Source organism: Streptomyces sp. NPDC002324 (assembly GCF_053593335.1).
The window spans coordinates 18,336-44,821 of record NZ_JBSFCF010000033.1; the positions used below are offsets into that span (position 1 = coordinate 18,336).

The window sequence follows — 26,486 nt, forward strand, 5'->3', positions numbered from 1 at the left end:
AGGCAGCCTTCGGGACGATCGGAGTCACCTCACATGTCAACCCTCACCCAGCCGCCCCGCACACCGGCCGGCGCGCCTCCCCCGGACACGTTCAGGCCGCCGCGCTACCGCCGCCCCCTCGGCATCGGACGGGACACGGTCGTCCAGTACGCCATCCTGGCGTTCCTCGCCGTCCTGGTGCTGGCCCCGATCGTCCCGACGCTCTACCAGAGCATTCGCAACCGCCCGCTCTACGAGGCGGGCGGGGCGTTCACCCTCCGCGGCTACAGCGACCTCTTCACCGAGGCCGGCTTCGGTGAAGTCGCCCTGAACACGCTGCTGTTCGCCTCGCTGACGACGGTCCTCAGCCTGGCCATCGCCATCCCCATGGCGATCGTGGTGGTCCGCACGAAGCTGCCGGGCGGCCGACTGGTAGCCCTGGCGATGCAGTGGCCGTTCTTCATATCGTCGCTGATCCTGGGATTCGGCTGGATCATCATGTACGGCCCGGCCGGGTTCGTCAGCGTGAAGGTGCAGCAGATCTTCGGCGGGGTGCCGTGGAACCTGTACTCGATCCCCGGCATGGCGCTCACGGAGGCCGTGGCGCTCGCCCCGATCGCGTACGTCTTCTGCGCCAACGCCCTGCGGCAGTCCGACGCCTCGCTCGAATCGGCCGCCCAGGTCTGCGGGGCCGGCCCCTTCCGCATCCTCGCGCAGGTGGTCGTGCCGCTGCTGCGGCCGCCGATCGTGTACTCGGCGATCCTCGTCTTCTCCGTCTCCATCGAGACGCTGAGCGTGCCGCTGCTCTACGGCCAGCCGGTCAGCATCGACGTGTTCTCCACCTTCCTCTACCACAACGGACTTCAGTCGGTGGACCCCGACTACACGATGCTGGGCGCCGCCTCCACGGTGATCCTCGTGGTCACGCTGAGCCTGGTCGCCGTCCAGGCGAAGCTGCTGAAGGACGCGGCGCGGTTCGTGTCCGTGCGCGGCAAGGTGACCCGGCCGCGCAAGCTGGACCTGGGCTGGCTGAAGTGGGTCAGCATCGCGTGCATCTGGTTCTACGTGATCGTGGGCGCCCTGATCCCGATCGCGGGCCTGGTGATGCGGTCCTTCACGCTCGTGTTCACGCCGCTGCAGTCGCCGTTCAGGACGGTCACGACGAAGAACTACGAGCTGGTCCTCGACTCCGACAACTACGTGCAGTCGCTGTACAACAGCATGATCGTGGCCGGGGTCGGTTCGGTGGTCGTCAGCGCGCTGGCCGTGTTCGCGGTGATGGTGGCCCGGCGGTCGACGTTCCGCTTCGGCCGGGCGGTGGAGTATCTGGCCCTGATCCCCCAGTCCCTGCCCGGCATCATCATCGGCATCGGCTTCTTCTGGGCCTTCGCGCTGGCGCCCTTCGGGATGGGCTCGGTCCTCCAGGGCACGCTCTACGCCGTCGTCATCGCCTTCGGCATGCGGGCCCTGCCCAGCGCGTTCGGCTCGGTCGCCCCGGCGATCATGCAGATCGGCGGCGAGCTGGACAACGCGGCCCGGGTCTCCGGCGCCGACTGGCTGATGACCTTCTTCCGTGTCCTGCGGGCCCTGATCACACCGGCGTTCGCGGGAGCGCTCGTGCTCACCTTCGTGATCATGCTCAAGGAGTACTCCCCGGCCGTCTTCCTCTCCTCGGCCGACAACAACATCCTCGGCACCACCATGCTCAGCCTCTGGACGCAGGGCAGGGCCGGATCCGTCGCCGCGCTGGCCACCCTCCAGATCGGCATCACCGCGGTCTTCGTCGCACTCGCGGGACTGCTCATGAAGGGAAAGCACCATGCCTGAGGTGACCGTCAAGAACCTCGCCAAGACCTTCGGCGACAACTCCGTCCTGCGGGACGTCACCTTCACCATCAGGGACGGCGAGTTCTTCACGCTGCTCGGCGCGAGCGGCTGCGGCAAGTCCACGACGCTGAACTGCATCGCGGGCCTGGAGCAGCCGACGGAGGGCTCGATCGCGGTGGGCGGCAGACCCTTCGTGGACGCGGGCGCGGGGATCTTCCTTCCCCCCGAGGAGCGCAACCTCGGCATGGTCTTCCAGTCGTACGCGCTCTGGCCGCACATGACCATCGCGAAGAACCTGGCCCTGCCGCTCAACATCCGCAAGGTCCCCAAGGACCAGCAGAGGACGCTGATCCACGACGCCCTGGACAAGGTGGGCCTCGCCGCGCTCGGCGGCCGCTACCCGCACCAGCTCTCCGGCGGCCAGCAGCAACGCGTGGCCCTGGCAAGGGCGTTGGTCTACTCCCCGACCGTCCTGCTGCTCGACGAACCGCTCTCCAACCTGGACGCGAAACTCCGTGAGCAGGCCCGCGCCTGGCTCAAGCGGCTCCAGGAGGAGCTGGGCATCACCACGGTCTACGTCACCCACGACCAGGACGAGGCGCTGGCGCTCAGCGACCGGATCGCGGTCATGGAGGGCGGCAACATGATCCAGATCGGCACCCCGCACGAGATCTACGAGAAGCCCGCCGCGCCGGCGGTGGCGGCCTTCGTCGGCCGCTGCAACTTCCTCACCGGCAAGGTCGTGAGCGTCGATGGCACCCGGCACACCGTGCTCCTGGACGCCGGCGGGGAGGTCGTCCGGGTCGACAGCGACCGGCGCGTCCCGACGGGCGACTCGGTCACGGTCGCGGTCCGCCCCGAACGCCTGGAGGTCGTCGCCTCGGCCGAGACCCCGTCGGGCATGAACCGCCTCGACACCCAGGTCATCACCAGCTCCTACGTCGGCTCCCGCTACGAGTACGACGTCCGCCTCGGCGACCAGGTGGTGCAGGTGCTGAGCGGCAACGGAGGTCTGGCGGGCGAGGTGGCGCTGGTCTTCGACCCGGGGCACGCGCTGTTGTTCGCGGACCGGGTGGAACTGCCGCAGGAACAGCGGGAGTTGCTGACGGTCACCACGTGACGGTGGCGGTGGTCGGGGAGCCCGCCGCCCTGGGACCCCGCCGCCCGGGACACCGGCGGCCTCGGGGCGGCCCGGTCGGGCTCGCTCAAGCCCGCGCAAGTGCGAGGTGGGCCTTCGGAGCGTGAAGACGCGTGAGTCCCGGGAGGTCTGCTCACTCCCGGGACTGCCGCGACACCTTACGGGGTGACGATGACGGAGTTGTACGTGGTGAGATCGACGTCATCCCAGGCACCCGGATAGAAGGTCCAGTCGCAGTTCTCGCCGTTCCAGCCATGGCACAGATGGAACTTCCAGCCGTCCGTCTGGTTGTTGAACACGGTGTGGACGCCAACCTGGTTGCGGAGCTGGTGAACCCCTCGGGACCAGTACTGGTTGGTCACGCCACCGCTGCTGTTGGGTCCCCCGTAGATGCACGCGGCGCCGGACGGACAGCCTGCGGGGGCCGCCGAGGCCGGCGACGCCGACAGTACTCCCGTACCGAGCGCCAACAACGCGGTCGCGGCTACCGCTGCGACCCTTCTCCGGATCGGCGTACGCGTCATGCATGCCCCCTCAATCGTCGTGGAACGGACGACGTGCGGCAGATCTGTCCCCGGGGTGCGCCCGGCGCCGCACGAAGGCCGAGGTGCTTGGATGCAAACGGTAGGGCGACTTCACATCGGCCCACACCCGTAAAGAGCCGGATTGACAGGCCCGCTAGCCGCGCCTCTTGCACGGCCGGCGTTCGGGGAGCCGTCTCATCAGGGACCGCCAGTCCGGCAGGTCGATCTCGACGAGGACGGTCTTGCCGGGCGGTCTGCCGTCCTGGACCTCCCAGCGGTCGGCCAGCGCGTCGACCAGGACCAGACCGCGCCCGCCCTCGTCCAGGGGGCGGGCGGGCAGTACGGCGCCGGGGCGTGGCGGCAGGCGTTCGGCGCGGGTGTCGGTGACCTCGATGCGGAGCGAACCCGTGGGCAGGGAGAGGCGCAGTTCGAAGTCCCGGCCCGGGACGCGGCCGTGGGTCACCGCGTTCGCGGCCAGCTCGGCCACGACCGCCGCCGCCCGGTCGGAGGGGTCCGAGCCGTACCGGATGCCCCACGCGTGCAGCTGGTTCAGGGCCAGGTGCCGGGCCAGGCGGGCGCCCAGCGGGGTCGAGCTGAAGCGCTGCGTGAACGTCGGTGCCGTCAGCGTGTGGCGCGCGGCGGGCGGTGCGGTCATGACGCCAATGTGGCCTGCGGGGAGGCCGGTTCGCCAGCTACGCGCCGCGTACGCCGAGGCAGCGTACGCGGTTACTCACTGGACGGTACTGGTGACGTGCTGTGACCATGGGTGGGGAACGGTGTGGTTCGGCGGGCGGGTGCGCGGGAGGTGGCCCATGGTGGCCGACAGCGGCGGCATGACGGCGACGGGACTGGGCGGCGGGGAGCCGGAGGCGTCCGACAGCCTGCGGACGTTCGGGGCGATGGTCCAGGCGTTGCGGGAGCACGCGGGGCTGGGCCGGGAGGAGCTGGCCGACGCGGTCGGCTACTCCAAGCACATGGTGGCTTCGGTGGAGTTGGGGAGGAGGATGCCGGACGCGGCATTCGTGGAGGGGGTTGACCGGGAGCTGGGGGACACGGGTGCGCTGATCCGGGCGGCTCAGCATCTGGGGCGGCAGCCGGGGTTGGCGGCTTGGTTCAGGAAGTGGGCGGGATTGGAGGCGGCGGCGATCGTTCTGCACACGTACGAGTGCCGCCTCATTCCTGGGCTGTTGCAGACGGAGGCGTACGCCCGGACGCTGTTCGACAACCAGTTGCCGCCGCTGGGCGATGAACAGGTCGAGGCCCAGTGGCTGGCTCGGGCAGAGCGCCAGCGGCTGTTGAGAGAGCGGCCGAACACCGAGTTCAGCTTCATCCTGGAGGAGGGGCTGTTCATTCGGCGTACGGGCGGCGCGGCGGTGACACGCGAGCTCATCGATCACGTGCTGGAGATCGGCGAACTGCGGAACATCGAGATTCAGGTCATGCCGCAGGTACGGGAGACTCACGCTGGGCTCGATGGCCCCATGCGCCTGCTGGAAACCTCGGAAAACCGCTGGTACGGCTACTGTGAAGGACAGCGAGGCGGCCTGCTCGTATCCGACGCGAAAGAGGTCAGCGTCCTGCAACGGCGATATGCCAGGATGCGATCACAGGCTCTCACCTCCGAAGACTCCGTGAGCCTGTTGCGGCGGATGCGAGGAAACTGATGAGCAGCTCCGAACTGACGTGGTTCAAGAGCAGTTACAGCGGCGGCGACGGCGACGACTGCGTCGAAGTGGCCGTAGCCCTCCCCCACACCATCCACGTCCGCGACTCCAAGATGGACACCACCGGCCCCCGGCTCACCCTCTCCCCCGCCGCCTGGGCCGAGTTCGTCCCGTACGCCTCCCAGGGCTGACCCACGTCATGATCGGAACGGTCTTCCGGAGCGACGACGTGCCCAAGGAGCACCGGTTCGACTACTGGAGCGAGTTGATGCACCGGGCGATCGCCCCCAGCCACATGAGCTGCGAGTTCGCCGACGACTTCTGGGCGCGGCAGCGGCTGATGGAGCTGGGCCCGGTGATGGTGTGGCCGACGGCGCATCTGGTGACAGGTTTCCGGCGTACCGAGAAACTGGTGCGGCAGTCCGACCCGGAGATGTACCACCTGTCACTGGTGCTCGGCGGCGGGCTGGGGTTCGAGCATGCGGGGCGGACCGAGGCGTACGGTCCGAGCGACCTGTGGCTGAGTGACACGTCGCGGCCGTACGAAGTCCACGCGCCGGCCGGCCTGGGCCGTCAGGTGATCTGGGGGGTGGGCCTGGACTTCCCCAAGGCGCTGCTGCCTCTGCAGCCCGCCCGCGTCCAGCAGTTACTGGGGAGGCGGCTGGCGGCGAGGGAGGGGGTGGGCGCGCTGCTGACCGGGTTTCTCACCGGTCTGGAGCAGCAGGCCGAGACTCTCCAGCCGGCCGACGCGCCCCGCCTGGGCACCGTACTGATCGATCTGCTGGCCGCCTGGTTCGCGCAGGTGCTGGAGGCGGAGGAGGCGCTGCCGCCGGAGACGCGCCGACGGGCCCTCGTGACCCGCATACGGGCGTTCATCCGGCAGAACCTGCACGACCCGGAGCTGACCCCGACGGTGATAGCGGCGGCTCATCACATCTCGCTGAGCTATCTGCACCGGGTCTTCCAGGAGGGCACCCCGGGCGAGACGGTCGCGGCCTGGATCCGCGTCCAGCGTCTGGAAGGCGCCCGCCGCGACCTGGCGGACCCCGGCCTCACCACCACCCCCGTCCACACCATCGCCACCCGCTGGGGGATGCCCCGCCCCTCCGACTTCACGCGGGCGTTCCGGAGCGCGTACGGGGTGTCGCCGACGGAGTTCCGCGCGCGGGAGCGGGCGGCGCGGGAGGTGGGGTAGACGTCGTCGATCCCCTGCATGGGTCGGCCGCTGTGGACAGGCGCGCTACGCGACAGAACGCTCTAATAGAACTTTTGCTAGATTGGGTGGGTGAGTGAACCTGCCTACGGGCCCGGCGAGGGCCCGACCAAGTCCGTCTCGGTCTCCGTACACGAGGGCACCATCGCGGCCCTCCGTTCACGCGTCGGCAAGCGCGGCATCTCGGCCTACGTGGAGGCCGCGATCCAGCGGCAGATCGAGCGGGACCAGCTCGACGAACTCATCGCCGCGAACGAGGAGCTGCACGGCCCCCTCACCCAGGAGGAGATCGACGCGGCCGAGCGCGAGATGTTCGGCAGCGGCCGGGGCGACCGGGCGGTGGCGTGAGCGGCACCTGGGTGCTCGACAGTGAAGCCCTGTCCCTGTACCTGCGTGGCGATCGCACCATGACCGCCAGGCTCGCCGTCGCCGCCAAGCGGGACGTCAGGGTCATCACCAGCGCGGCCACGATCGTGGAAGCCGATCCCCAGGGGGCGCACACCGCCCGCCTCGCCTGGGCCCTCTCCCGGCTCGTCGTGGAGCCGGTCACCAAGGAGACCGCAAAAGAGGCCATCACCCGGATGAAGGACAGCGGCAGGACCGGCGGGCACAAGTACGCCCTGGACGCGATCGTCGCCGCCACCGCCCGCGCGGCGCAGCCGCCGGTGACGGTCCTCACCTCCGACCTCGACGACCTCAAGCCGCTCTGCGGCAAGCAGGTCGAGGTCCGACAGGTCTGACCCGGGCGGCGGGCCGGAGCATGGTGCCCCGGCCCGCCGCCCGGACGTCACGCCGCGTGTTCCACGAACCGCCGGGCCGTCCGCGCGAGCAGCTCATGCCCGTCGCCCGCCCACAGCTCGTCGTTGAACAGCTCCACCTCGATCGGGCCGGTGTAACCCGCCGCCTCGACGTAGGACTTCCACTCGCGCATGTCGATCGAGCCGTCGCCGATCTGGCCCCGGCCGGTGAGGACGCCCTGGGGCAACGGGGTGATCCAGTCGGCGAGTTGGAAGGTGTGGATGCGGCCGGTGGCGCCCGCGCGGGCGATCGCCGCCGGGGCCGTGTCGTCCCACCAGATGTGGTAGGTGTCCACGGTCACGCCCACCTGGTCGGCCGGGAAGCGTTCCGCGATGTCCAGCGCCTGGGAGAGCGTCGACACCACGCAGCGGTCCGAGGCGAACATCGGGTGGAGCGGCTCGATGGCGAGCCGGACGCCGTTCGCCGCCGCGTACGGGCCCAGTTCGGCCAGCGCGTCGGCGATGCGCTCCCGCGCGCCGTGCAGGTCCTTCGAGCCCGCCGGGAGGCCGCCCGAGACCAGGACGAGGGTGTCCGTGCCCAGCGTCGCCGCCTCGTCGATCGCCTTGCGGTTGTCGGCCAGCGCCGCCGCCCGCTCGGCCGGGTCGATCGCCGTGAAGAAGCCGCCCCGGCAGAGGGTCGTGACCGCGAGGCCCGCGTCGCGGACCAGCTTGGCCGTGGCGTCCAGCCCGTGCTCCGCCACCGGCTCCCGCCACAGGCCCACGCCCGTGATGCCCAACTCGACGCAACCGGCGACGAGTTCGGGCAGCGACAGCTGCTTGACCGTCATCTGGTTGATGGAGAAGCGGGACAGATCTCCGATGGCGCTCACTGGGCCACTCCGTACAGGGAGAGCAGGTTCTTCATCCGGGCCTCGGCCAGCGCCGGGTCCGGGAACAGGCCCAGGCCGTCGGCGAGTTCGTAGGCGCGGGCGAAGTGCGGGAGGGAGCGGGCCGACTGGAGGCCGCCGACCATCGTGAAGTGCTCCTGGTGGCCGGCCAGCCAGGCCAGGAAGACGACACCCGTCTTGTAGAAGCGGGTGGGGGTCTGGAAGAGGTGGCGGGAGAGTTCCACGGTCGGGTCCAGGAGGTCCCGGAAGCCCTGCGCGTCACCCGTGTCCAGGACGCGGACCGCCTGCGCCGCCAGCGGGCCCAGCGGGTCGAAGATGCCGAGCAGCGCGTGGCTGAAGCCCTTGTCGTCGCCCGCGATCAGCTCGGGGTAGTTGAAGTCGTCGCCCGTGTAGCAGCGGACGCCCTGCGGGAGCCGGCGGCGGATGTCGATCTCGCGCTGGGCGTCCAGCAGGGAGACCTTGATGCCGTCGACCTTGTCGGGGTGGGCGGCGATCACGGCGAGGAAGGTCTCCGTGGCCGCGTCGAGGTCCGACGAACCCCAGTAGCCGTCCAGCGCCGGGTCGAACATGGGGCCGAGCCAGTGCAGGACGACCGGCTCGCCGGCCTGGCGGAGCAGGTGTCCGTAGATCTCCAGGTAGTCCTCGGGGCTCGTCGCGGCGGCGGCCAGCGCGCGCGAGGCCATCAGGATCGCCTGGGCGCCCGACTCCTCGACGAGCGCCAGCTGCTCCTCGTACGCCTTGCGGATCTCCGGCAGGGAGGCCGCCGCCGGGTCGGTGAGCTGGTCGGTGCCCACACCGCAGGCGATCCGGCCGCCGACGGCCTTGGCCTCGGCGGCGCTGCGGCGGATCAGCTCCGCCGCGCCCGCCCAGTCGAGGCCCATGCCGCGCTGCGCGGTGTCCATCGCCTCGGCGACGCCCAGGCCGTGCGACCACAGGTGGCGGCGGAAGGCGAGGGTGGCGTCCCAGTCGACGGCGGCGGGCGAGTCCGGGGACACGTCCGCGTACGGGTCGGCGACGACGTGCGCGGCCGAGAAGACCGTACGGGAGGTGAGGGGGGTGCCGGGGGACACCACCAGGGGTTCGGTACGGGGGGTGTAGGCCTTGAACGCGCCGTTACCGTCCGGGAGCTGGATCGTCACAGCTGGATCTCCGGTACGTCGAGACGGACGCCCTCGGCCGAGGACTTCAGGCCCAGTTCGGCGAGCTGGACGCCGCGGGCGCCGGCCAGCAGGTCCCAGTGGTAGGGCGCGTCGGCGTAGACGTGCCGGAAGAACAGCTCCCACTGCGCCTTGAAGCCGTTGTCGAACTCGGCGTTGTCCGGCACCTCCTGCCACTGGTCGCGGAAGGAGTAGGTGGCGGGGATGTCAGGGTTCCACACCGGCTTGGGGGTGGCGGAGCGGTGCTGGACCCGGCAGTTGCGCAGACCGGCCACCGCCGAACCCTCGGTGCCGTCGACCTGGAACTCCACCAGCTCGTCGCGGTTGACGCGGACGGCCCAGGAGGAGTTGATCTGGGCGATCGCGCCGCCGTCCAGCTCGAAGATGCCGTAGGCGGCGTCGTCGGCGGTGGCGTCGTAAGGCTTGTCCTGCTCGTCCCAGCGCTGCGGGATGTGCGTGGCGGTGAGGGCCTGGACGGACTTCACACGGCCGAACAGCTCGTGCAGCACGTACTCCCAGTGCGGGAACATGTCGACGACGATGCCGCCGCCGTCCTCCGCGCGGTAGTTCCAGGAGGGGCGCTGGGCCTCCTGCCAGTCGCCCTCGAAGACCCAGTAGCCGAACTCGCCGCGGATGGAGAGGATGCGGCCGAAGAAGCCGCCCTCGATGAGGCGCTTGAGCTTCAGCAGGCCCGGCAGGAACAGCTTGTCCTGGACGACGCCGTGCTTGATGCCGGCGGCGTTCGCGAGGCGGGCCAGCTCCAGGGCGCCGTCGAGGCCGGTGGCGGTCGGCTTCTCGGTGTAGATGTGCTTGCCGGCGGCGATGGCCTTCTTGATCGCCTCCTCGCGGGCCGAGGTGACCTGGGCGTCGAAGTAGATCTCCACGGTCGGGTCGGCGAGGACCTCGTCGACGTCCGTGGAGACGTTCTCCGGGTCCAGGCCGTGCTGCTCGGCGAGTGCCTTCAGGGCGTGCTCGCGGCGGCCGACGAGGATCGGCTCCGGCCACAGGACGGTGCCGTCGCCGAGGTCCAGACCGCCCTGCTCGCGGATGGCGAGGATGGAGCGGACGAGGTGCTGGCGGTAGCCCATGCGTCCGGTCACGCCGTTCATGGCGATCCGTACGGTTCTGCGTGTCACGGCCGGTCCTTTCGTTGGTGTGCGTTCGTGTCTGCGTACGCGTCCGGCGCCGCGTACGCCCGACGAAAGGGTGAGCGTCACAGCAAGCGCTTTCTATCCAACTAGAAGCTAGCCTCTGGGCAGCGGTCTATACAAGACCGCGAGGGGGTCGAGTTGTTCGAGGGGGCGAACGGCGATCGCGGTCGTAAGGTTCCCCGACAGCCCGAACATCACGCGCACCGGAGGACGAGCAACGATGACTGTGACCCTGGCGGACGTGGCGGCCCGTGCGCAGGTGTCGCCCGCGACCGTCTCCCGGGTGCTGAACGGCAACTACCCGGTGGCCGCGACCACGCGCGAGCGGGTGCTGAAGGCCGTGGACGAGCTGGACTACGTCCTCAACGGCCCCGCCAGCGCGCTCGCCGCCGCCACCTCCGACCTGGTCGGCATCCTGGTGAACGACATCGCCGACCCCTTCTTCGGGATCATGGCCGCGGCCATCCAGTCCGAGATCGGCGGTCCTGGCGGGCGTGCGGGCGGGGAGCGGCTCGGTGTGGTGTGCAACACGGGCGGCTCCCCGGAGCGCGAGCTGACCTATCTCACGCTGCTGCAGCGCCAGCGCGCCGCCGCCGTCGTACTGACCGGTGGGGCCATCGAGGATCCCGCGCACCTGACGGCCGTCGGCAACAAGCTGCGGAAGCTGTCGGAGGCCGGGACGCGGGTGGTGCTGTGCGGGCGGCCGCCGACGCCGGAGGCCATCGCGATCACCTTCGACAACCGGGGCGGCGGGCAGCGGCTCACCGAGCACCTGATCGGGCTGGGGCACCGGCGGCTCGGCTACATCGCCGGGCCGCAGGAGCGGACGACCACCCGGCACCGTCTGGAGGGCCATCGCGCGGCGCTGGCCGCCGCGGACATCGAGGACGACCCCCGGTGGACGGTGTACGGGCGCTACGACCGCCTCTCCGGCTACGAGGCGACGCTGGAGCTGCTGCGGCGCGACCCGTCGCTGACGGCCGTGGTCGCGGCCAACGACACGGTCGCGCTGGGGGCGTGCGCCGCCCTGCGCGACTCCGGTCTGCGCATCCCGGACGACGTCTCCGTGGCCGGCTTCGACGACCTCCCCTTCAGCATCGACGCGGTGCCCGCGCTGACGACGGTGCGGTTGCCGTTGACGGAGGCGGGCGCCCGTGCCGGACGCATCGCCATGGGCCGCGAGGAGCCGCCGCCCGGGGGGATCGCCACGGTGCGGGGGGAGTTGATGGTGCGGGGATCCAGCGGGGGGCCTCGGAAGGGCTGAGGGCGGGCCGAGCGGGGCGGGGGCGGCCGGTCGGGACGGGACCGGGGCGGGGGTCGGCCGGGGCGGGCAGGGTCGGTCGGGGCGGGCAGGGTCGGCCGGGGCGGGTAGGGTCGGTCGGTCGTCTCGGGGTCGAGGATGCAGAAGCCTGACATCACCCCGACCCCGTAAGCGCCGAGGGCGATCGTCGCGGCCGACACGGTGAGCAGGACGCACGAACCGGCGTCCGGCAGGCGCCGTCCGCCGCCTTTCTCCCGGCGATGCGCGCGCATCGCGAGTGCCGAGGTCGTGGCCGCGACGACCCACGGTGCCAGGAACGGGGCGAAGGCGAGACCAGGAGGAGGAAGGACTCCACGCCCGAGCGGACTTCGCCGGTGGGCCGGCGGCTCCGCCGCGAGGAGATCCGGGGCGACGGGACGGGTTCGACGCGTGGGCCGACGTACGACCCCCGAGCCACCCCTCACGCAAAGTGACGCTTCGGCGCGCGACAGTCACCGGTCCGTCCTACGTTGGGCGGGAGAGCCGATTCGCCTCTCCCCCACCATCGAAGAGGAGGAACCATGGCCGCCAAGGACAAGGGCAGCATGGACAAGATCAAGGGCAAGGCCAAGGAGATGTCCGGCAAGGTCACCGGCAACCGCGAGCAGCAGGCCGAGGGCAAGATGCAGCAGGTGCGCGGTGAGGCCAAGAAGATGAAGGCCAAGGTGCAGGGGCGTGCGCAGGAGACGCGGCGCCCGGCGCAGCGCGACGGCGTCTGAGGTCGCGTAGCGCGACGGCCCCCGCGGTCGCGCGGCGCGCGTAGGCGTACGGCCGACGGCCGGTGGCCCGGAACGGCGTGCGGTCCCCTCGGACCCGCCGACCGCGGGCCGCGGCGGCGGCCGAGGACGGGGGCTCCCCTGAAGGAGCCCCCGTCGCCGTGGGCGCCGTGGGCGCCCCCCGCCTCTCGACCGCCCGGCACCGCCGTGAGCAGGGACGTACAGGTGAGAACTCATGCATCACGGGTACCCGGCGCCCATGGAGACTCGGGTGGCAGAACCGGCGCTGCCGGAGAGCAGGGGGCCGATCTCGGCTGCGGTCGTGGCGTTCCTGCGGGGCGAGGGTCCCCCGCCCGACAGTCGGGCGATCGCCGGGGCCGACCCCTTCGGGGAGGATCTCCAGCTGGCCCTGTACCTCTGTTACGAGCTGCACTACCGGGGCTTCGCCGGCGTCGACGCCGGCCTCGAATGGGACCCGGAACTGCTGCGCTGCCGGGCGGCCCTGGAGTGGCCGTTCCTGGAGTCGCTGCGCGATCGGGCGACCCAACACGTGAGCGCCGAGGAGGCGCTGGACGACCTGCTCGTGGAACCGGCGGCCGACGACGGCGGCGGGGTCGGTGACTTCCTCCAGGACGAGGGCGAGCTGTGGCAGGTGCGTGAGTACGCGGCCCAGCGCTCGCTGTACCACCTGAAGGAGGCCGACCCGCACGCCTGGGTGCTGCCCCGGCTGTGGGGGCGGGCGAAGGCGGGGATGGCGGCGGTGGAGTTCGACGAGTTCGGCGGGGGGCGGGCCGAACGGGTGCACGCTCGTCTCTTCGCCGACCTCATGACCGACCTCGACCTCGACCCGGCGTACGGCCGCTATGTGGACGCGGCCGGTGCCGAGGCGCTCGCCCTGGTGAACCTGATGTCCCTCTTCGGGCTGCACCGCGCCCTGCGCGGCGCCCTGGTCGGGCACTTCGCGACGGTCGAGATCACCTCCTCCCCCGGATCCCGGCGGCTCGCCCGTGCCATGCGGCGCACCGGGGCCGGCCCCGCGGCCGAGCACTTCTACGACGAGCACGTGGAGGCCGACGCCGTACACGAGCAGATCGTCCGGCGGGACGTCGTCGCCGGGCTGCTGGAGGAGGAGCCGCAGCTGGACGCCGACGTGGCCTTCGGCGTCGATGCCACCAACCATCTGGAGGACGCCCTCGCCGGCCGTCTCCTCGGAGCGTGGCGGGCGGGCCGTTCGTCCCTGCGCACGCCGGTCTGACGACGCCGATCTCCGTCCGCGCTCCCGCCGACGCACCCGCCTGGAGGCCCATCCCCGTGATTCCCCTCCCTCTCTCGCTCCCCGTGTCCCTGCCCGGCGTCTACTCCCCGCAGGACGACACCGAACTCCTGGTCCACGCCCTGGGGCGCGAACCTCTCGCCCCGCGGGCCCGTGTCCTGGACGTCGGTACGGGGACGGGCGCCGTCGCGCTCGCGGCGGCGCGGCGGGGCGCGGATGTCACGGCCGTCGACATCTCCCGGCGGGCGGTGCTCAACGCCCGGGTCAACGCCGTGCTGGCGCGGCTGCCGCTGACGGTCGTCCGCGGCGACCTGCTGGGCCCGGTGTCCGAGCGGTCCTTCGACCTCATCCTGTCCAACCCGCCGTACGTGCCGGGCCCGGAACCGAGGCGACGGCGGGGGCCCGGTCAGGGTCCCGGCGCGGCGCCGAGGCCCGACAGGCTCGGCCGCGTGCGGGGAGCCGCGCGGGCCTGGGACGGCGGACGGGACGGCCGGCTCCTGCTGGACCGGATCTGCCGGGACTCACCGGGGCTGCTGCGGCCAGGCGGGGTGCTGCTGCTGGTGCACTCGGCGCTGAGCGACGCGGAGCGGACGCTGACGCAGCTGGGGGCCGCAGGGCTGCGGGCCGATGTCGTGGAGCACCGCCGGGTCGCGTTCGGACCCGTCCTGCGGGAGCGCAGCGACTGGCTGCGCGGGCGCGGGCTGCTGGGGGCCGAGGGCCGTGCCGAGGGCGACGAGAAGGAAGAACTGGTGGTCATCCGTGCCGAACGTCCCCGCTGAACGCCGCCGTGTCACCCTGCAGCGCCCCGGCCCGCTGCTGGTCGAGGGGCCGGTCGAGGTCACCCTGGACGACGGGACGACCGTGTCGTCGGACCGCTTCTGCGTGGCCCTGTGCACCTGCCGCCGCAGCCGGATCTACCCGTGGTGCGACACCAGCCATCGTCGCCGTGCCCAGCCGCGGACGGCCGACCCGGACGACTCCCGCCCCGCCCAGCCGCCGCCCTCCTGAGCAGCCGCCGCCCTCCTGAAAGGACCCCGAAGCCATGCAGCCCGAGGAGCACACACGGCCCGAGCAGCGGTCGTACTGGATCGAGAGCGCGCCGCACGAGGGCGAGCACCCGGCACTGGACGGGGACCTGGTCGTCGACGTGGCGGTGGTGGGCGCGGGCATCGCGGGGATCAGTACCGCGTGGGAGCTGGCGCGGCGGGGGCGGCGAGTGGCGCTGCTGGAGGCGGACCGGGTCGCGGCGGGGGTCACGGGGCACACCACGGCCAAGGTGACGGCGCTGCACACGCTGATCTACGACCGGCTGCGGCGGACCCGGGGCGCCGAGGCGGCCGCACTGTACGCGCGGTCGCAGAACGAGGCGGTCCGGCATGCCGCCGCGCTGGTGGAGGAGCTGGGCATCGACTGCGACTGGGAGGACGCGGCGGCCTACACCTACGCCGAGGACGAGGGGCGCGTCGCGGAGCTGCGGGCCGAGGCGGAGGCGGCGCGGGAGGCCGGGCTGCCGGCCGAGTTCGTGACGGAGACGGGGCTGCCGTTCCCGGTCGCGGGGGCGGTGCGGGTGGCGGACCAGGCCCAGTTCCATCCCCGTAAGTACCTGCTGGCGCTGGTGGAGGATCTGGTGCGGCAGGGCGCGTCGGTCCATGAGCGGACGCGGGTGGTGCGGCTCAAGGAGGGCTCGCCGTGCCGGCTGACCACCGAGGCGGGGTTCACGGTGACCGCCGAGGACGTGGTGATCGCCACGCACTACCCCGTCTTCGACCGGGCGCTGCTGTTCACCCGGCTCTCCCCCCGCCGCGAACTCGTGCTCGCCGCGCCGGTCCCGGCCGGCGCCGACCCGCACGGCATGTACATCACCCAGGAGCAGCGGACCCGCTCCGCGCGGACCGCCCCGTACGGGGACGGGCGGCGGTTGCTGATCGTCACCGGGGAGCACTTCACCCCGGGCACGGCCGGCGTCGAGGCACGGTTCGAACTCCTCGCGGACTGGGCGGTCGAGCGCTTCGGTCCGCTGGACTTCACCCACCGCTGGGCGACGCAGGACAACGACTCCACCGACTCCGTGCCGCTCGTCGGCCTCTTCCACGCGGGCAGCCGGCACACGTGGGTGGCGACCGGGTTCGGCGGCTGGGGCATGAGCGGCGGGATCATGGCCGGGCGGCTGCTGGCCGGGCTGATCACCGGGCACAAGTCCGCGTGGAGCGATCTGTACGACCCGCGCCGGGTGCTCAGCGCGGTGCGGGAGGCGCCGGCCTTCCTCAAGCACCAGGCCCAGGTCGCGCGGCACTTCGTGGGCGACCGGATCAGCCCGCCCGGGGGCGCCTCCGTGGACGCGATCGCCCCCGGGGACGGCGCGGTCGTCCGCGTCGGCGGCCGCCACTGCGCGGTCCACCGGGACGAGGGCGGCTCGCTGCACGCCGTCTCCGCCCGGTGCACCCACATGGGCTGCCTGGTCGGCTTCAACCGCGCGGAACGCATGTGGGAGTGCCCCTGCCACGGCTCCCGTTTCGACGTCGAGGGCCGGATCGTGCAGGGACCGGCGACGAAGCCACTGGAAGGGCGGGATCTCTGATGCGGGGGCCGATACGGGGGCCGATATGGGGGCCGGTATGGGGGCCGGTATGGGGGCCGGTATGGGGGTCGCGCACGCCGAGGAGCGCGGGGCCCGGGTTCCGCGGCCCCGGCCCGCGGCCGACCCGTGTCCCCCACACCCCGGCGGGGTGCCGCACCGCGCCGGCCGACGTGTACGGTCCGAAGGCATGAAACTCGCGTTCTCCACCCTCGGTGTCCCCGGTCTCCCCATCGCCGACGTCGTACGGCTCGCCGTCACGCACGGCTATCACGGCGTCGAGTTGCGCGCCCATCCCGAGGAACCGGTGCACCCGGGGATCGGGGCCGGCGAACGCGCCGAGGTGGCCGCCGCGTTCAAGGCCGCGGGCGTGGAGATCCTGGGGGTCGCCGGGTACGCGCGCGTCGCCGCGCCGGGCGACGACGGCCCCGTACTGGACGAGATCCGCCAACTGCTGGACCTCGCGAGGGACTTGGGCGCCCCCTTCGTCCGTGTCTTCCCAGGCGCCGACCTGGCCGGCGGGCAGAGCGCGGACGAGGCCGACGCGATCGCGGCGCGGCGGCTCGGCACGGCGGCGGAGGACGCGGCCGACCGGGGCGTACGGGTCCTGCTGGAGACCCATGACTCGCACCGCACCGGCGCCGACGCGATCCGGGTGCTCGGCCCGGTCGGCCACGGCAGCGTCGGCTCGCTGTGGGACGTGATGCACACCTGGCTCGGCGGCGAACAGCCCGCCGAGTCCTACGCCGCCCTCTCCCCCTTCCTCGGCTACGTCCAGGTCAAGGACATCGCCTCCCCCGACGACACCACCCCGCTCGCACTCGGGGCGGGCGTCCTCCCGCTCGGCGAGTGTGTCGACCTGCTCTCCCGCAAGGAGTGGGACGGGTGGCTGTGCTGGGAGTACGAGAAGCGGTGGTACGAGGAGGCCGCGCCGCTGCCGGAGCTGCTGGCGGCGGGCCGGGAACACCTCGGACGGCTCCTCAACGACGCCGCGTAAAGCCAAGGCCTGAGCTTGGCAGATCAAGCTCAGGCCTTCGTCGGCCCTGCTCGGCGCGGATTTTGACCGCGAATCAGTATCGACTCACCCAAAGTCGATCACGCGCCGAGCAAGTATCGAGCAAGTACCGACAGTAACTCTTGCAAAACGGAGCGCTGCGGCCCGCCCTTACAGCAGACTTACCTCCCGCGCCTGTCAGGCACAACTGGCCATGTACCGGGGGGATTTGGCATATGCAAGGCACGGTCGACGGTTTCAGCTACGGCGCGGTCACCCCGGTGGCCGCCTATGTCATGGCCTGCCTGGGCGCGGCGCTCGGACTGCGCTGCGTCGTCAGGTCGGTCTACAACGAGCAGTCCTGGAAGCCCGGTTGGCTGGCCCTCGGGGCCGCGTCGATCGGCTGCGGCATCTGGACGATGCACTTCATCGCGATGATCGGCTTCCGGGTCGAGGAGAGCGAGATCCACTACGACGTCGGGCTGACCGTGCTCAGCCTCGTCGTGGCCGTCACCGTCGTCGGCATCGGGGTCTTCGCCGTGGGCTACCGGGGGGTCAGCACGGCCTCCCTGTGCTCGGCGGGAATCGTCACGGGCCTCGGGGTGGCCGCCATGCACTACCTGGGCATGGCGGCCATACAGCTGAACGGCTACATCCGCTACGACCTCGCCGTCGTCGCCCTCTCCATCGGCATCGCCATCGCCGCCGCGACCGCCGCGCTCTGGGCGGCCGTGTCGATCCGGGGTTTCCTGACCAGCCTGGGCGCCAGCCTGGTGATGGGGGTCGCCGTGTCCGGGATGCACTACACGGGGATGGCCGCGGTGGGGGTGCACCTGCACGGCACGGCCCCCGGCACGTTCACCGGTGAGTCGCCCACCTCGATCCTGCTGCCCATGCTCATCGGACCGGTCATCTTCCTGCTGCTCGCGGGGGTGGTCGTGATGTTCGACCCGATGCTCGTGCTCGGCGAGGGCGACTGGGACCGGTCCGCCGTCCGCGGCAGGGAACGCGAGCCCGACGCCCAGCGGCAGCCCTGGCGCGCCGACCGCCCCGACGTCCCGCTCCAGCACCCCGACGACGACTCCGCCGGCTCCCTCTTCGACCCCCGATCCCGCCGGCCGCAAGCGCAGCCCCAGCCCTCCCCCCAGCAGCAGGCGGGAGGCCGTGCCCAGCGGTGGTGACAGCGCTCCGAGCGGCCCGTCGAAGATTTTTCCGGGAAATCCGCGCCAGGTTGTCACAACCGCCGCCCCGGCGGTGTCTAGAGGTCGAATCCCTTGGAAGCGGAGGAGACATCATGACGAAGAACACCGCGGTGGTCGTGATCGGTGGCGGATACGCCGGGGTCATGGCGGCCAACCGCCTCACGCGACGCGACGACGTGACCGTGACGCTGATCAACCCGCGCCCGGACTTCGTCAACCGGGTCCGTCTGCACCAGCTGGTCGGCGGGTCCGACGACGCGGTGGTCGACTACCGGGAGGTCCTGGCCGAGGGCGTCCGGCTGGTGGTCGACACCGTGACACGGATCGGGACGGCCGAGCGGGGGGTGACCCTGGCGAGCGGCGACACGGTCGACTACGACTACCTGGTCTACGCGGTGGGCAGCGGCAGCGCCGACCCGGGCGTGCCCGGAGCCGCCGAGTTCGCCTACCCGATCGCCTCCCTGGAGGAGGCGCGGCGGCTGCGGCCCGTCCTCGACGCCACGGCCCAGGCGGCCCCGGTGGCCGTGGTCGGCGCCGGCCCGACCGGCATCGAGACCGCCGCCGAACTGGCGGAGCAGGGCCGCCCCGTGACCCTGCTGTGCGGCGGGGTGCTCGGCCCGTACCTGCACCGCCGGGGGCGGCGCGCGGTGGCCCGGCGGCTGGCCGCCCTCGGGGTGACCGTGCTCGACGGCCCCGGTACCAAGGTGACGGCGGTGACGGGCACGGCCGTCCGGCTCGGCGACGGCCGCGAGGTGCCGAGCGCGGTGACCGTCTGGACCGCCGGGTTCGGCGTGCCGGACCTGGCCGCGCGCAGCGGGCTGAGCACCGACGCGCTGGGCCGGCTGCTCACGGACGAGACGCTGACCAGCGTGGACGACCCGCGGATCGTCGCCGCCGGCGACTCCTCGGCGCCGTCGGGCCTGCCGCTGCGGATGAGCTGCCAGGCCGCGATCCCGCTGGGCGCGCGGGCCGCCGACACGGTGCTGGCCCGGATCGAGGGCGAGCCTCCCGCGCCCCTCAACCAGCTGTTCGCCGGGCAGTGCATCAGCCTGGGCCGTGGGGAGGGCATCTTCCAGTTCGCCCACCGCGACGACGTACCGCGGTGGTTCCACATCGACGGCCGCACCGGCGCCAAGATCAAGGAACTGGTGTGCACGGGCATCATCAAGCACCTGAACGGGGAGGCCCGCGAGCCCGGCGCGTACGGTCTGCACCGCATCCCGGGAGGCAGCAAGCGGCGCCGGCTGCTGGAGTCGGCGCACCGTGAGGCCCCGGCGACCGCCGGGAGGAAGATCGAGGCATGAGCGAGCACACCACCGACCCGGCGACCGAGGCGTTCGTCGCCCACCGCAATCTGCTCTTCACGGTCGCCTACGAGATGCTCGGTTCGGCGGCCGACGCCGAGGACGTCCTCCAGGAGACCTGGCTGCGGTGGGTCGACGTCGACCTCGCGCAGGTGCGCGACCAGCGCGCCTACCTGGTGCGGATCACCACCCGGCAGTCGCTCAACCGGCTGCGCGCGCTGAGCCGCCGCAAGGAGGCGTACGTCGGCCCGTGGCTGCCGGAGCCGCTGCTCACCACGCCCGACGTCGCGGAGGACGCGCTGCTCGCCGAGAGTGTGTCGATGGCGCTGATGCTGGTCCTGGAGACACTGTCGCCGACCGAGCGCGCGGTCTTCGTGCTGCGGGAGGTCTTCGACCTCGGCTACGACGAGATCGCCACCGCCGTCGACAAGAGCCCGGCGGCGGTCCGGCAGATCGCCTCCCGTGCCCGCAAGCACGTGGACGCCCGCCGGCCGCGGCAGGCGGTCTCCGTGGGCGAGACCCGCAAGGCCCTGGACTCGTTCCGGCGTGTCCTGGAGACCGGTGATCCGCAGGGCTTCCTCGACGTGCTCGCCCCCGACGTCGTCCTGATCGGCGACGGCGGCGGCATCAAGCAGGCCGCGGTCCGGCCGATCACCGGCGCCGACAAGGTCTCCCGCTTCCTGCTCGGCGGCCTGCGCAAGAACGACCTCCCGGTCCGGGTCGTCCCCACCGTCGCCAACGGCGCCCCCGCTCTCGCCGTGCACCTCGACGGCGAACTGGACGGCATCGTCGCGATCCACGTCGAGGACGGCCGGATCACCAGCCTCTACTACGTCCGCAACCCGCAGAAACTCTCCCGAGCCGAGTCCGAGACCCCCCTCACCCTGCGGTGACCGTCCCGGACCGGCCCTACCGGCGGGGCTCCGGCAACAGCCGGGGCTCCACCCGCTCCTCGCTCACCGTGCCACCCTCCGACCGCACGATGTACGCCCCCTTGCCCGGGAGTTCGGCGACGGCCTCCACCAGTCGGGTGCCCCGGTAGACGAGGCCGACGCCGTCGTCCGTGCAGTGCGTCTCCGGGAGGGTGCCGTCGCCGACGAGGGCGTGGATCAGGGGGCGCCGGCCCTCGTCGCTGTCGTAGTGGACGCCGTTGCCGTACGGGAGGTAGCCCAACGCGTCGGTGACGGGGCGGAGTTCGGGGCCGAAGGAGTCGGTCGTGCCGCCCCGGAACCAGCAGATGGAGCCGGCGCTGACGCCGCTGAGGACGACGCCGGACTCCCAGGCGCGGCGCAGGACGCGGTCGAGGCCGTGGACGCGCCAGACGGCCAGCAGGTTGGCGACCGAGCCGCCCATGACCCAGACGACGTCCTGTTCGAGGACGGCCGACTCGATGTCCTCGATGTTGGGCATCGGGAAGAGCGCGAGCGGCGTCAGGTCGAAGCCGGCCACGCGTGCGGCCTCGCTCATGCGGGCGGTCATGTGCTCGGCGTCGCCGATCGCCGTGCCGATGTACATCACCCTCGGGCGCCGGCCGTGCGCGCCCGACAGTTCCACCGCGTGGTGCACCAGGGAGTGGAACGTCACGCGGGTGCGGTCACCGAGGCGGTGGCCGCCCGAGGTCGCGACGATGGTGGGCTCGGAGGCTGTCATGGCCGGGAGGGTAGCGGAGGCCTCCGGCCGGCCGGGGGGGTGGGCTGTCGGCTGCCGGCCCGGTGGGGCTTCTCGCGCAGTTCCCCGCGCCCCTGAAAAGCAGGGGCTGCGCCCAGCGCTTTTCAGACCCGCGAACCCGTCACCTTCCAGACCCGCGAACCCGTCACCTTCCAGACCCGCAGACCCATCGCCTTCCAGGCCTCAGGGCCTGGGCTTTCAGGCCCGCAGGTCCTGTGTCTTTCAGGGGCGCGGGGAACTGCGCGAGAAGCCCCACCGGAGCCGCGCCCGCCCACGACGGGAACCCGAAACGCACCCACTCCACCCCGCCGCGCGCGAAACGCACCCACTCCACCCCGCCGCGCGCCCTCCCTTGACCGGTAGAAACTTTCCGGATAATCGTGACACCTGGAAGTTTCCTTCAACAGTCAGCAGCCAGCAGTCAGCAGCAGCTCCCTCTCTCCCCCACCTCCGGAAGGAGCGACGCACGTGCCCTCCAGACGTACCGTTCTCGCCGCCACGGCGGGCGTCACCTCGGCCCTGGCGCTCGGCACCGACGCGCGGGCCGGCAGCGGCCCCGACGACAAGAGACTCCGCCGGCTGATCTCACGCATGACCCTTGAGGAGAAGGTCGGCCAGCTCTTCGTGATGCGGGTCTACGGGCACTCGGCGACCGCGCCCGACCAGGCCGACATCGACGCCAACCTCCAGGAGCTGGGCGTCCGGACGGCCGCCGAGCTGCTGGCGAGGTACCGGGTCGGCGGAATCATCTACTTCTCCTGGGCGCACAACACCCGCGACCCCCACCAGATCGCCGCCCTGAGCAACGGCATCCAGCGCGCCTCCCTCGCCCTCCCCCGCGGCCTGCCCGTGCTCGTCTCCACCGACCAGGAGCACGGCGCCGTGGCCAGAATCGGCAGGCCCGCCACGCTGCTGCCGGGCGCGATGGCCCTCGGCGCCGGCGGCTCCGCGAGCGACGCCCGCGAGGCCGGACGCGTCAGCGGCGCCGAACTGCGCGCGCTCGGTGTCCGGCAGGACTACGCGCCGGTCGCCGACGTGAACGTCAACCCGGCCAACCCGGTCATCGGCGTACGGTCCTTCGGCGCCGACCCCCGGGCCGTCTCGAAGCTGGTGGCCGCGCAGGTGAAGGGGTATCAGGGCGCCGGCGTCGCGGCCACCGCCAAGCACTTCCCGGGGCACGGGGACACGGCCGTCGACAGCCACTACGGCTTCCCGGTCATCGAGCACACCCGGGCCCAGTGGTCCGCCCTGGACGCCCCGCCGTTCCGGGCCGCGATCCGCGCCGGCATCGACTCGATCATGACCGCGCACATCATGGTCCCCGCCCTGGACCCCTCCGGCGACCCGGCCACCCTGTCCCGCCCCATCCTCACCGGCATCCTGCGCGCCGAGCTGGGCTACGACGGGGTCGTGGTCACCGACTCGCTCGGCATGCAGGGCGTACGGGAGAAGTACGGCGACGACCAGGTGCCGGTGCTGGCGCTGCGGGCCGGTGTCGACCAGCTCCTCAACCCGCCCTCGATCGACGTGGCGTGGAACGCGGTCCTCGCCGCCGTGCGCGCCGGTGAGCTGACCGAGGAGCGCCTCGACGCGTCGGTCCTGCGCGTCCTGCGGCTGAAGGCGAAGCTCGGGCTGTTCGAGCGGCCGTACGTCAGTGACGCCGGTGTCGACCGGGTGGTGGGGACCGCGCGGCACCTCGACGCCGCCGACCGGATCGCCGAGCGGACCACGACCCTCCTGGTCAACGAGGGCGCGCTGCTGCCGCTGTCCCGCCGCAGGCACAGGAACGTGCTGGTGGTCGGCGCCGACCCGGCGTCCCCGTCGGGCACCACGGGCCCGCCGACGGCCGTCCTCGCCGCCGAACTCGCCGCCCTCGGCTTCACGACGACCCGGCTGTCGACCGGCACGGCTCCCACCCAGGCGGTCGTCGACCAGGCCGTCGCGGCGGCGGCCGGCAAGGACGCGGTGGTCGTGGCGACGTACAACGTGACGGCGGCCGGCACCCAGCGGACCCTCGTCACCCGCCTCCTCGCCACCGGGGTCCCGGTGGTGGCGGTCGCGATCCGCAACCCGTACGACGTGGCCCAGCTCCCGGCGGTGAAGGCTTACGTGGCGTCGTACTCCTGGACGGACACGGAGGTGCGGGCGGCGGCCCGGGTGCTGGCCGGGCGGGTGGCGCCGCGCGGCAGGCTGCCGGTGCCGGTGCAGCGGGCCGACGACCCGGCGCTGGTGCTGTACCCGATCGGGCATGGCCTGACCTACGGACCCTGACGTAGAGGGCCTACGCCGCATCATTCGCACACCGGCCCCAAGTGACGCAAAGCGCACGGTATGTCCGGCGTGACCCCCCTCCCCGAGGTCACGCTGGACGGGGTTCATCGGGGAGGGCCATGCGAGGGACGCGTCGCGTTCGAAGGGTGCGCGCAGGAGGGCTGGTGACCGCCGTCGTCCTGGCGGTCGCCGCGCTCTCGGGGTGTCAGGCCTGGCCGGACGGGGTGGGCGAGAAGCCGGAGGAGCCGACGACCACGACCACGGCCGTGCCCACGCCGACGTCCGGGTACGGGACGGTCTTCCTCGGGGTCGACGAGTGCAGTTCGTTCGGGACGACCAGCTTCACGGAGGTGCCCTGCGCGGGCGAGCGGGCCGCCGCCCGGGTCGTGGCGCGGCACGACGACCGGGTCGGCCAGGGGCCGCTCTGCCCGCCGACCACCGACTTCGTCCTCCACATCAGCGAGTCCCGGCCCGCTTCGGGCGGGTCCGGCCGCTCCGGCGCGTCCGGCGCGGACGAGGACGGCGACGGTTCCGTGCCGCAGGGCTATGCCTGTATGCGCAAGCTCCAGCCGCCCCACCCGGGCGACCCCGGCGGCGGGGGCGGCCCCCGCACCATCGTCGGTGACTGCGTCTACGGCTCCGGCCGGGGCGAGGTCCGCGAGACGGCCTGTGACGGCCGGGGCGAGCACGATCCGGAGTACGAGGTGACGACGGCCGTCGGCACGAGGGCGCGGTGCCCGGCCGCCACGGACCTGTACGTACGGCTGGGCGGGGACCGGCCGGTGGGGTGCGCGGTGCCGGTGTGACGTCCGGGAACGTGTGGGGCCCGGTCACCGCCGGACGGCGGCGACCGGGCCCCACTCGCTCACAGCTCCGGCGGGTTACGGCCGGAGCGTCATCTCCCGCTCGACGTCACGCTTGTCGAGCTTGGAGTCGAACTTCGCCAGCGGCTTCGCCTTGCTGGGGTCGGCCTGGACGGCGGCCGGGGCGACGCCCGCCCACTTCAGGATCCGGGCCGTGGCGAGGTCCTTCTGCGCCTTCACCAGACCGGCGACGTTGGCACCGTGGTTGGCGCCGGGTGCCGTGAAGACGTACGAGTCGCGCGCCTTCTTGCCCAGGTGGAACGGCTCGGAGCCCCACGGGTCGTTCTGCCCGTAGACGAAGAGCATCTGCTTGGCGTTGTTCCGGACCCAGGTGTCGACGTCCCGCATCGCGTTCTTCTGGAACGTCATCTCGATGTCACGCGGGACGAAGTTCCGGGGCGGCTGGTAGCCGTAGCGGATGTACTTCTTCTCGATGTGCGGGAACGTGATGTCGGGGGCGCCCAGCTGCGTGCCGGCCTGGTAGTAGTACGGCGTGTACGGCTCCAGGCCCTGGTCGGCGTAGGCGGAGAAGCCGGAGATCGTGTCGATGGACGTCCAGATCTCGTCGTCCGTCGCGGCCTTGGCGTCCTTCGGGATGACGTCGCTGTCGCAGTCGGCGAGCAGGCTGTACTGCCAGAAGCCCCAGACGTAGTCGAGGACGACCGCCTCGTACGCCTTGTCGAGGCTGCCGATCGTCTCGAAGGTGAGGCCGTCGGCGGCGGCGACCTCCGCGTACTTCTTCTCCAGCGGCTCACGGCGCACCAGCGCCTCGCGCTGCACGGCGTTCAGCCGGTCACGGCACTCCTTGGTGCCGACCTTGGCGAAGAACCGGTCGTAGGCCGAGTCCTCATCGTTGACGACGTCGTTGGGGGCGACGTACGCGACGACGCCGTCCATGTCGTGCGGGTAGAAGCGCTCGTAGTAGGTGGCGGTCATGCCGCCCTTCGAGCCACCGGTCGAGATCCAGTTCTGCCGGTAGATCTTCCTCAGGGCCCTGAAGATCCGGTGCTGGTCGCTGGCCGCCTGCCAGATGTCCAGCTTCGACCAGTCGGCCGGGTCGGGGCGGGAGGGGTTGAAGAAGCGGTACTCCATGGAGACCTGGTTGCCGTCCACGATCTGGGTGGGCTCGCGGCGGCCGGGGTTGGTGGAGACGTTGTAGCCGCCGGTGTAGAAGACCGTCGGCCGGGCGGTGTCCTTGTGCAGCACGGTGATCCGCTGCTGGAACGTGCCCTTCTTCGGGTTCCTGTGGTCCACCGGCTGGGTGAAGTTGAGGACGAAGAAGCGGTAACCCGGGTACGGCTTCTCCTGGATCAGGCTCACGCCCTTGATGGCGAGCAGTCGGTCCTTGATGTCAGCGGTGTCCGACCCGGCGGCCGTGGCCGCCCCCGCCGTGCTCAACGTGCCGATGAGCACCACGAGCGACAGCACCCACCTGAGTGCTTTGCGCATGCGTTTTCTCCCCTATGCAGCGGCTGTGCGCCGGAAGCTATCGGAGCCACCGCCGGGGCACCAGGGAAGAAAGGGGCCAACTGGACTGCTTTCGGCGGCAGATGGGCGGGATAGGGAAAACCCTGTGCGCGGTTCAGCGCAGGATCCAGCCCGAGTCGTAACTCCGGCCGCCTGCCTTCGCCTTGATCCACACGGGGCGCCGGCCCGCGTGCACGGTCACGGGACCGGCGGGGCTCTTGACGTTGCGGACCCACTGGCCGCCCCGGGCCCGGATGCGCAGGGTCCCCTTGCGGGCCTGCTTTTCGGGCACGAGCACGGCGCACACGTACCGGCCGCCCTTGCGGTACACCCGCACGGTGCCGGTGGCGAAGGTCAGGGTCCGTACCTTGCGCCCGCCGCAGGACGCGGCGGCCTCCGCACTCGCCGGCGGACCCGCCAGTGTCAGCAGCCCGGCGGTCGTCAGCACGGCCAGTCCGAGCGCCATGCGCCGACGTATCCCACGCCCGCTCACTGCAGCCCCTCCCGCCACACACCCGTACTGATGTACGGACGCACAACTCCCCTCGAACGGTT

The 26,486-nt window shown here is 71.9% G+C and carries 27 protein-coding genes; 19 read left to right on the forward strand and 8 right to left on the reverse strand.

All coding sequences use genetic code 11. The features are described from left to right. Positions 1 to 33 precede the first annotated feature (33 nt). Both ACWCRJ_RS32945 and ACWCRJ_RS32950 read left to right on the forward strand, forming a co-directional pair. Positions 34 to 1,806, forward strand: a complete 1,773-nt coding sequence (locus tag ACWCRJ_RS32945; RefSeq protein ID WP_450942723.1) for an ABC transporter permease — start codon at positions 34 to 36, stop codon at positions 1,804 to 1,806. After that, positions 1,799 to 2,926, forward strand: coding sequence for an ABC transporter ATP-binding protein (locus ACWCRJ_RS32950; RefSeq protein WP_450942724.1), 1,128 nt, complete (start codon positions 1,799 to 1,801; stop codon positions 2,924 to 2,926). Before ACWCRJ_RS32945 ends, ACWCRJ_RS32950 begins: the two co-directional genes overlap by 8 nt. Positions 2,927 to 3,102: 176 nt before the next feature. Here ACWCRJ_RS32950 and ACWCRJ_RS32955 read toward each other — a convergent pair whose 3' ends face one another. Both ACWCRJ_RS32955 and ACWCRJ_RS32960 read right to left on the reverse strand, forming a co-directional pair. Then, positions 3,103 to 3,306, reverse strand: a complete 204-nt coding sequence (locus tag ACWCRJ_RS32955; RefSeq protein ID WP_450942725.1) for a hypothetical protein — start codon at positions 3,304 to 3,306, stop codon at positions 3,103 to 3,105. Positions 3,307 to 3,622: 316 nt separating this feature from the next. Further along, complete coding sequence (locus ACWCRJ_RS32960; protein ID WP_450942726.1) at positions 3,623 to 4,123, reverse strand: ATP-binding protein; 501 nt, start codon at positions 4,121 to 4,123, stop codon at positions 3,623 to 3,625. Positions 4,124 to 4,280: 157 nt separating this feature from the next. Between ACWCRJ_RS32960 and ACWCRJ_RS32965 the strand changes: the two genes are divergently transcribed. The 5 genes from ACWCRJ_RS32965 to ACWCRJ_RS32985 all read left to right on the forward strand — a co-directional run bounded on the left by ACWCRJ_RS32965 (position 4,281) and on the right by ACWCRJ_RS32985 (position 7,085). Continuing rightward, positions 4,281 to 5,132 carry a helix-turn-helix domain-containing protein gene (locus ACWCRJ_RS32965; RefSeq protein ID WP_450942727.1) on the forward strand — a complete coding sequence of 284 codons (852 nt, stop codon included), beginning with the start codon at positions 4,281 to 4,283 and terminating at the stop codon, positions 5,130 to 5,132. Beyond that, positions 5,132 to 5,323 carry a DUF397 domain-containing protein gene (locus ACWCRJ_RS32970; protein WP_450942728.1) on the forward strand — a complete coding sequence of 64 codons (192 nt, stop codon included), beginning with the start codon at positions 5,132 to 5,134 and terminating at the stop codon, positions 5,321 to 5,323. The genes ACWCRJ_RS32965 and ACWCRJ_RS32970 overlap by 1 nt, the downstream gene beginning before the upstream one ends. A gap of 8 nt (positions 5,324 to 5,331) precedes the next feature. Beyond that, entirely contained in the window at positions 5,332 to 6,327 is a 996-nt protein-coding gene (locus ACWCRJ_RS32975; RefSeq protein ID WP_450942729.1) for a helix-turn-helix domain-containing protein, read from the forward strand. Between the two features lie 90 nt (positions 6,328 to 6,417). Further along, positions 6,418 to 6,693 carry a hypothetical protein gene (locus tag ACWCRJ_RS32980; protein WP_275458285.1) on the forward strand — a complete coding sequence of 92 codons (276 nt, stop codon included), beginning with the start codon at positions 6,418 to 6,420 and terminating at the stop codon, positions 6,691 to 6,693. Beyond that, the gene (locus tag ACWCRJ_RS32985; RefSeq protein WP_450942730.1) at positions 6,690 to 7,085 is read left to right on the forward strand and encodes a DNA-binding protein; all 396 of its coding nucleotides are present in this window, start codon (positions 6,690 to 6,692) and stop codon (positions 7,083 to 7,085) included. Before ACWCRJ_RS32980 ends, ACWCRJ_RS32985 begins: the two co-directional genes overlap by 4 nt. A gap of 47 nt (positions 7,086 to 7,132) precedes the next feature. Here ACWCRJ_RS32985 and ACWCRJ_RS32990 read toward each other — a convergent pair whose 3' ends face one another. Genes ACWCRJ_RS32990 through ACWCRJ_RS33000 form a run of 3 tightly spaced genes read right to left on the reverse strand, consistent with a single transcriptional unit; the run spans position 7,133 to position 10,283 of the window. After that, positions 7,133 to 7,930, reverse strand: a complete 798-nt coding sequence (locus ACWCRJ_RS32990) for a sugar phosphate isomerase/epimerase family protein (RefSeq protein WP_450942791.1) — start codon at positions 7,928 to 7,930, stop codon at positions 7,133 to 7,135. 38 nt (positions 7,931 to 7,968) lie between these two features. Next, positions 7,969 to 9,129, reverse strand: a complete 1,161-nt coding sequence (locus ACWCRJ_RS32995) for a dihydrodipicolinate synthase family protein (protein WP_450942731.1) — start codon at positions 9,127 to 9,129, stop codon at positions 7,969 to 7,971. Then, positions 9,126 to 10,283 carry a Gfo/Idh/MocA family protein gene (locus tag ACWCRJ_RS33000; RefSeq protein WP_450942732.1) on the reverse strand — a complete coding sequence of 386 codons (1,158 nt, stop codon included), beginning with the start codon at positions 10,281 to 10,283 and terminating at the stop codon, positions 9,126 to 9,128. The genes ACWCRJ_RS32995 and ACWCRJ_RS33000 overlap by 4 nt, the downstream gene beginning before the upstream one ends. A gap of 235 nt (positions 10,284 to 10,518) precedes the next feature. Here ACWCRJ_RS33000 and ACWCRJ_RS33005 point away from each other — a divergent pair, with 235 nt between their 5' ends. The 10 genes from ACWCRJ_RS33005 (at position 10,519) to ACWCRJ_RS33050 (ending at position 20,555) form a co-directional block, all read left to right on the forward strand. Then, on the forward strand, positions 10,519 to 11,562 hold the full coding sequence (locus tag ACWCRJ_RS33005) for a LacI family DNA-binding transcriptional regulator (protein WP_450942733.1): 1,044 nt from the start codon (positions 10,519 to 10,521) through the stop codon (positions 11,560 to 11,562). A gap of 557 nt (positions 11,563 to 12,119) precedes the next feature. Then, on the forward strand, positions 12,120 to 12,317 hold the full coding sequence (locus tag ACWCRJ_RS33010; RefSeq protein WP_450942734.1) for a CsbD family protein: 198 nt from the start codon (positions 12,120 to 12,122) through the stop codon (positions 12,315 to 12,317). A gap of 256 nt (positions 12,318 to 12,573) precedes the next feature. Beyond that, positions 12,574 to 13,569: an iron-containing redox enzyme family protein gene (locus tag ACWCRJ_RS33015; protein WP_450942735.1), complete on the forward strand. Its 996-nt coding sequence runs from the start codon at positions 12,574 to 12,576 to the stop codon at positions 13,567 to 13,569. Positions 13,570 to 13,625: 56 nt separating this feature from the next. Continuing rightward, positions 13,626 to 14,366 (forward strand): methyltransferase, encoded by a 741-nt coding sequence (locus tag ACWCRJ_RS33020; protein ID WP_450942736.1) that lies wholly within the window; start codon positions 13,626 to 13,628, stop codon positions 14,364 to 14,366. Next, positions 14,347 to 14,595, forward strand: a complete 249-nt coding sequence (locus tag ACWCRJ_RS33025) for a CDGSH iron-sulfur domain-containing protein (protein WP_450942737.1) — start codon at positions 14,347 to 14,349, stop codon at positions 14,593 to 14,595. Before ACWCRJ_RS33020 ends, ACWCRJ_RS33025 begins: the two co-directional genes overlap by 20 nt. 34 nt (positions 14,596 to 14,629) lie before the next feature. After that, positions 14,630 to 16,165, forward strand: a complete 1,536-nt coding sequence (locus ACWCRJ_RS33030) for an FAD-dependent oxidoreductase (protein ID WP_450942738.1) — start codon at positions 14,630 to 14,632, stop codon at positions 16,163 to 16,165. Between the two features lie 187 nt (positions 16,166 to 16,352). After that, complete coding sequence (locus ACWCRJ_RS33035; RefSeq protein WP_450942739.1) at positions 16,353 to 17,159, forward strand: sugar phosphate isomerase/epimerase family protein; 807 nt, start codon at positions 16,353 to 16,355, stop codon at positions 17,157 to 17,159. Positions 17,160 to 17,392: 233 nt separating this feature from the next. Further along, complete coding sequence (locus ACWCRJ_RS33040) at positions 17,393 to 18,337, forward strand: MHYT domain-containing protein (protein ID WP_450942740.1); 945 nt, start codon at positions 17,393 to 17,395, stop codon at positions 18,335 to 18,337. A 113-nt stretch (positions 18,338 to 18,450) separates the two neighbouring features. After that, positions 18,451 to 19,662 carry an NAD(P)/FAD-dependent oxidoreductase gene (locus ACWCRJ_RS33045; protein WP_450942741.1) on the forward strand — a complete coding sequence of 404 codons (1,212 nt, stop codon included), beginning with the start codon at positions 18,451 to 18,453 and terminating at the stop codon, positions 19,660 to 19,662. Next, positions 19,659 to 20,555: an RNA polymerase sigma-70 factor gene (locus ACWCRJ_RS33050; protein ID WP_450942742.1), complete on the forward strand. Its 897-nt coding sequence runs from the start codon at positions 19,659 to 19,661 to the stop codon at positions 20,553 to 20,555. Before ACWCRJ_RS33045 ends, ACWCRJ_RS33050 begins: the two co-directional genes overlap by 4 nt. Positions 20,556 to 20,571: 16 nt before the next feature. Here ACWCRJ_RS33050 and ACWCRJ_RS33055 read toward each other — a convergent pair whose 3' ends face one another. Beyond that, positions 20,572 to 21,312 carry a Type 1 glutamine amidotransferase-like domain-containing protein gene (locus tag ACWCRJ_RS33055; RefSeq protein WP_450942743.1) on the reverse strand — a complete coding sequence of 247 codons (741 nt, stop codon included), beginning with the start codon at positions 21,310 to 21,312 and terminating at the stop codon, positions 20,572 to 20,574. 486 nt (positions 21,313 to 21,798) lie between these two features. Here ACWCRJ_RS33055 and ACWCRJ_RS33060 point away from each other — a divergent pair, with 486 nt between their 5' ends. Next, positions 21,799 to 23,601 carry a glycoside hydrolase family 3 protein gene (locus tag ACWCRJ_RS33060; protein ID WP_450942744.1) on the forward strand — a complete coding sequence of 601 codons (1,803 nt, stop codon included), beginning with the start codon at positions 21,799 to 21,801 and terminating at the stop codon, positions 23,599 to 23,601. A 164-nt stretch (positions 23,602 to 23,765) separates the two neighbouring features. Next, positions 23,766 to 24,407 (forward strand): hypothetical protein, encoded by a 642-nt coding sequence (locus ACWCRJ_RS33065; protein WP_450942745.1) that lies wholly within the window; start codon positions 23,766 to 23,768, stop codon positions 24,405 to 24,407. A 75-nt stretch (positions 24,408 to 24,482) separates the two neighbouring features. Here ACWCRJ_RS33065 and ACWCRJ_RS33070 read toward each other — a convergent pair whose 3' ends face one another. Together ACWCRJ_RS33070 and ACWCRJ_RS33075 are read right to left on the reverse strand one after the other, a co-directional pair. After that, complete coding sequence (locus ACWCRJ_RS33070; RefSeq protein WP_450942746.1) at positions 24,483 to 25,913, reverse strand: S28 family serine protease; 1,431 nt, start codon at positions 25,911 to 25,913, stop codon at positions 24,483 to 24,485. A gap of 133 nt (positions 25,914 to 26,046) precedes the next feature. Next, a complete protein-coding gene (locus ACWCRJ_RS33075) occupies positions 26,047 to 26,397 on the reverse strand; it encodes a hypothetical protein (protein WP_450942747.1) in 351 nt (116 codons plus the stop codon). Positions 26,398 to 26,486: the final 89 nt, after the last annotated feature.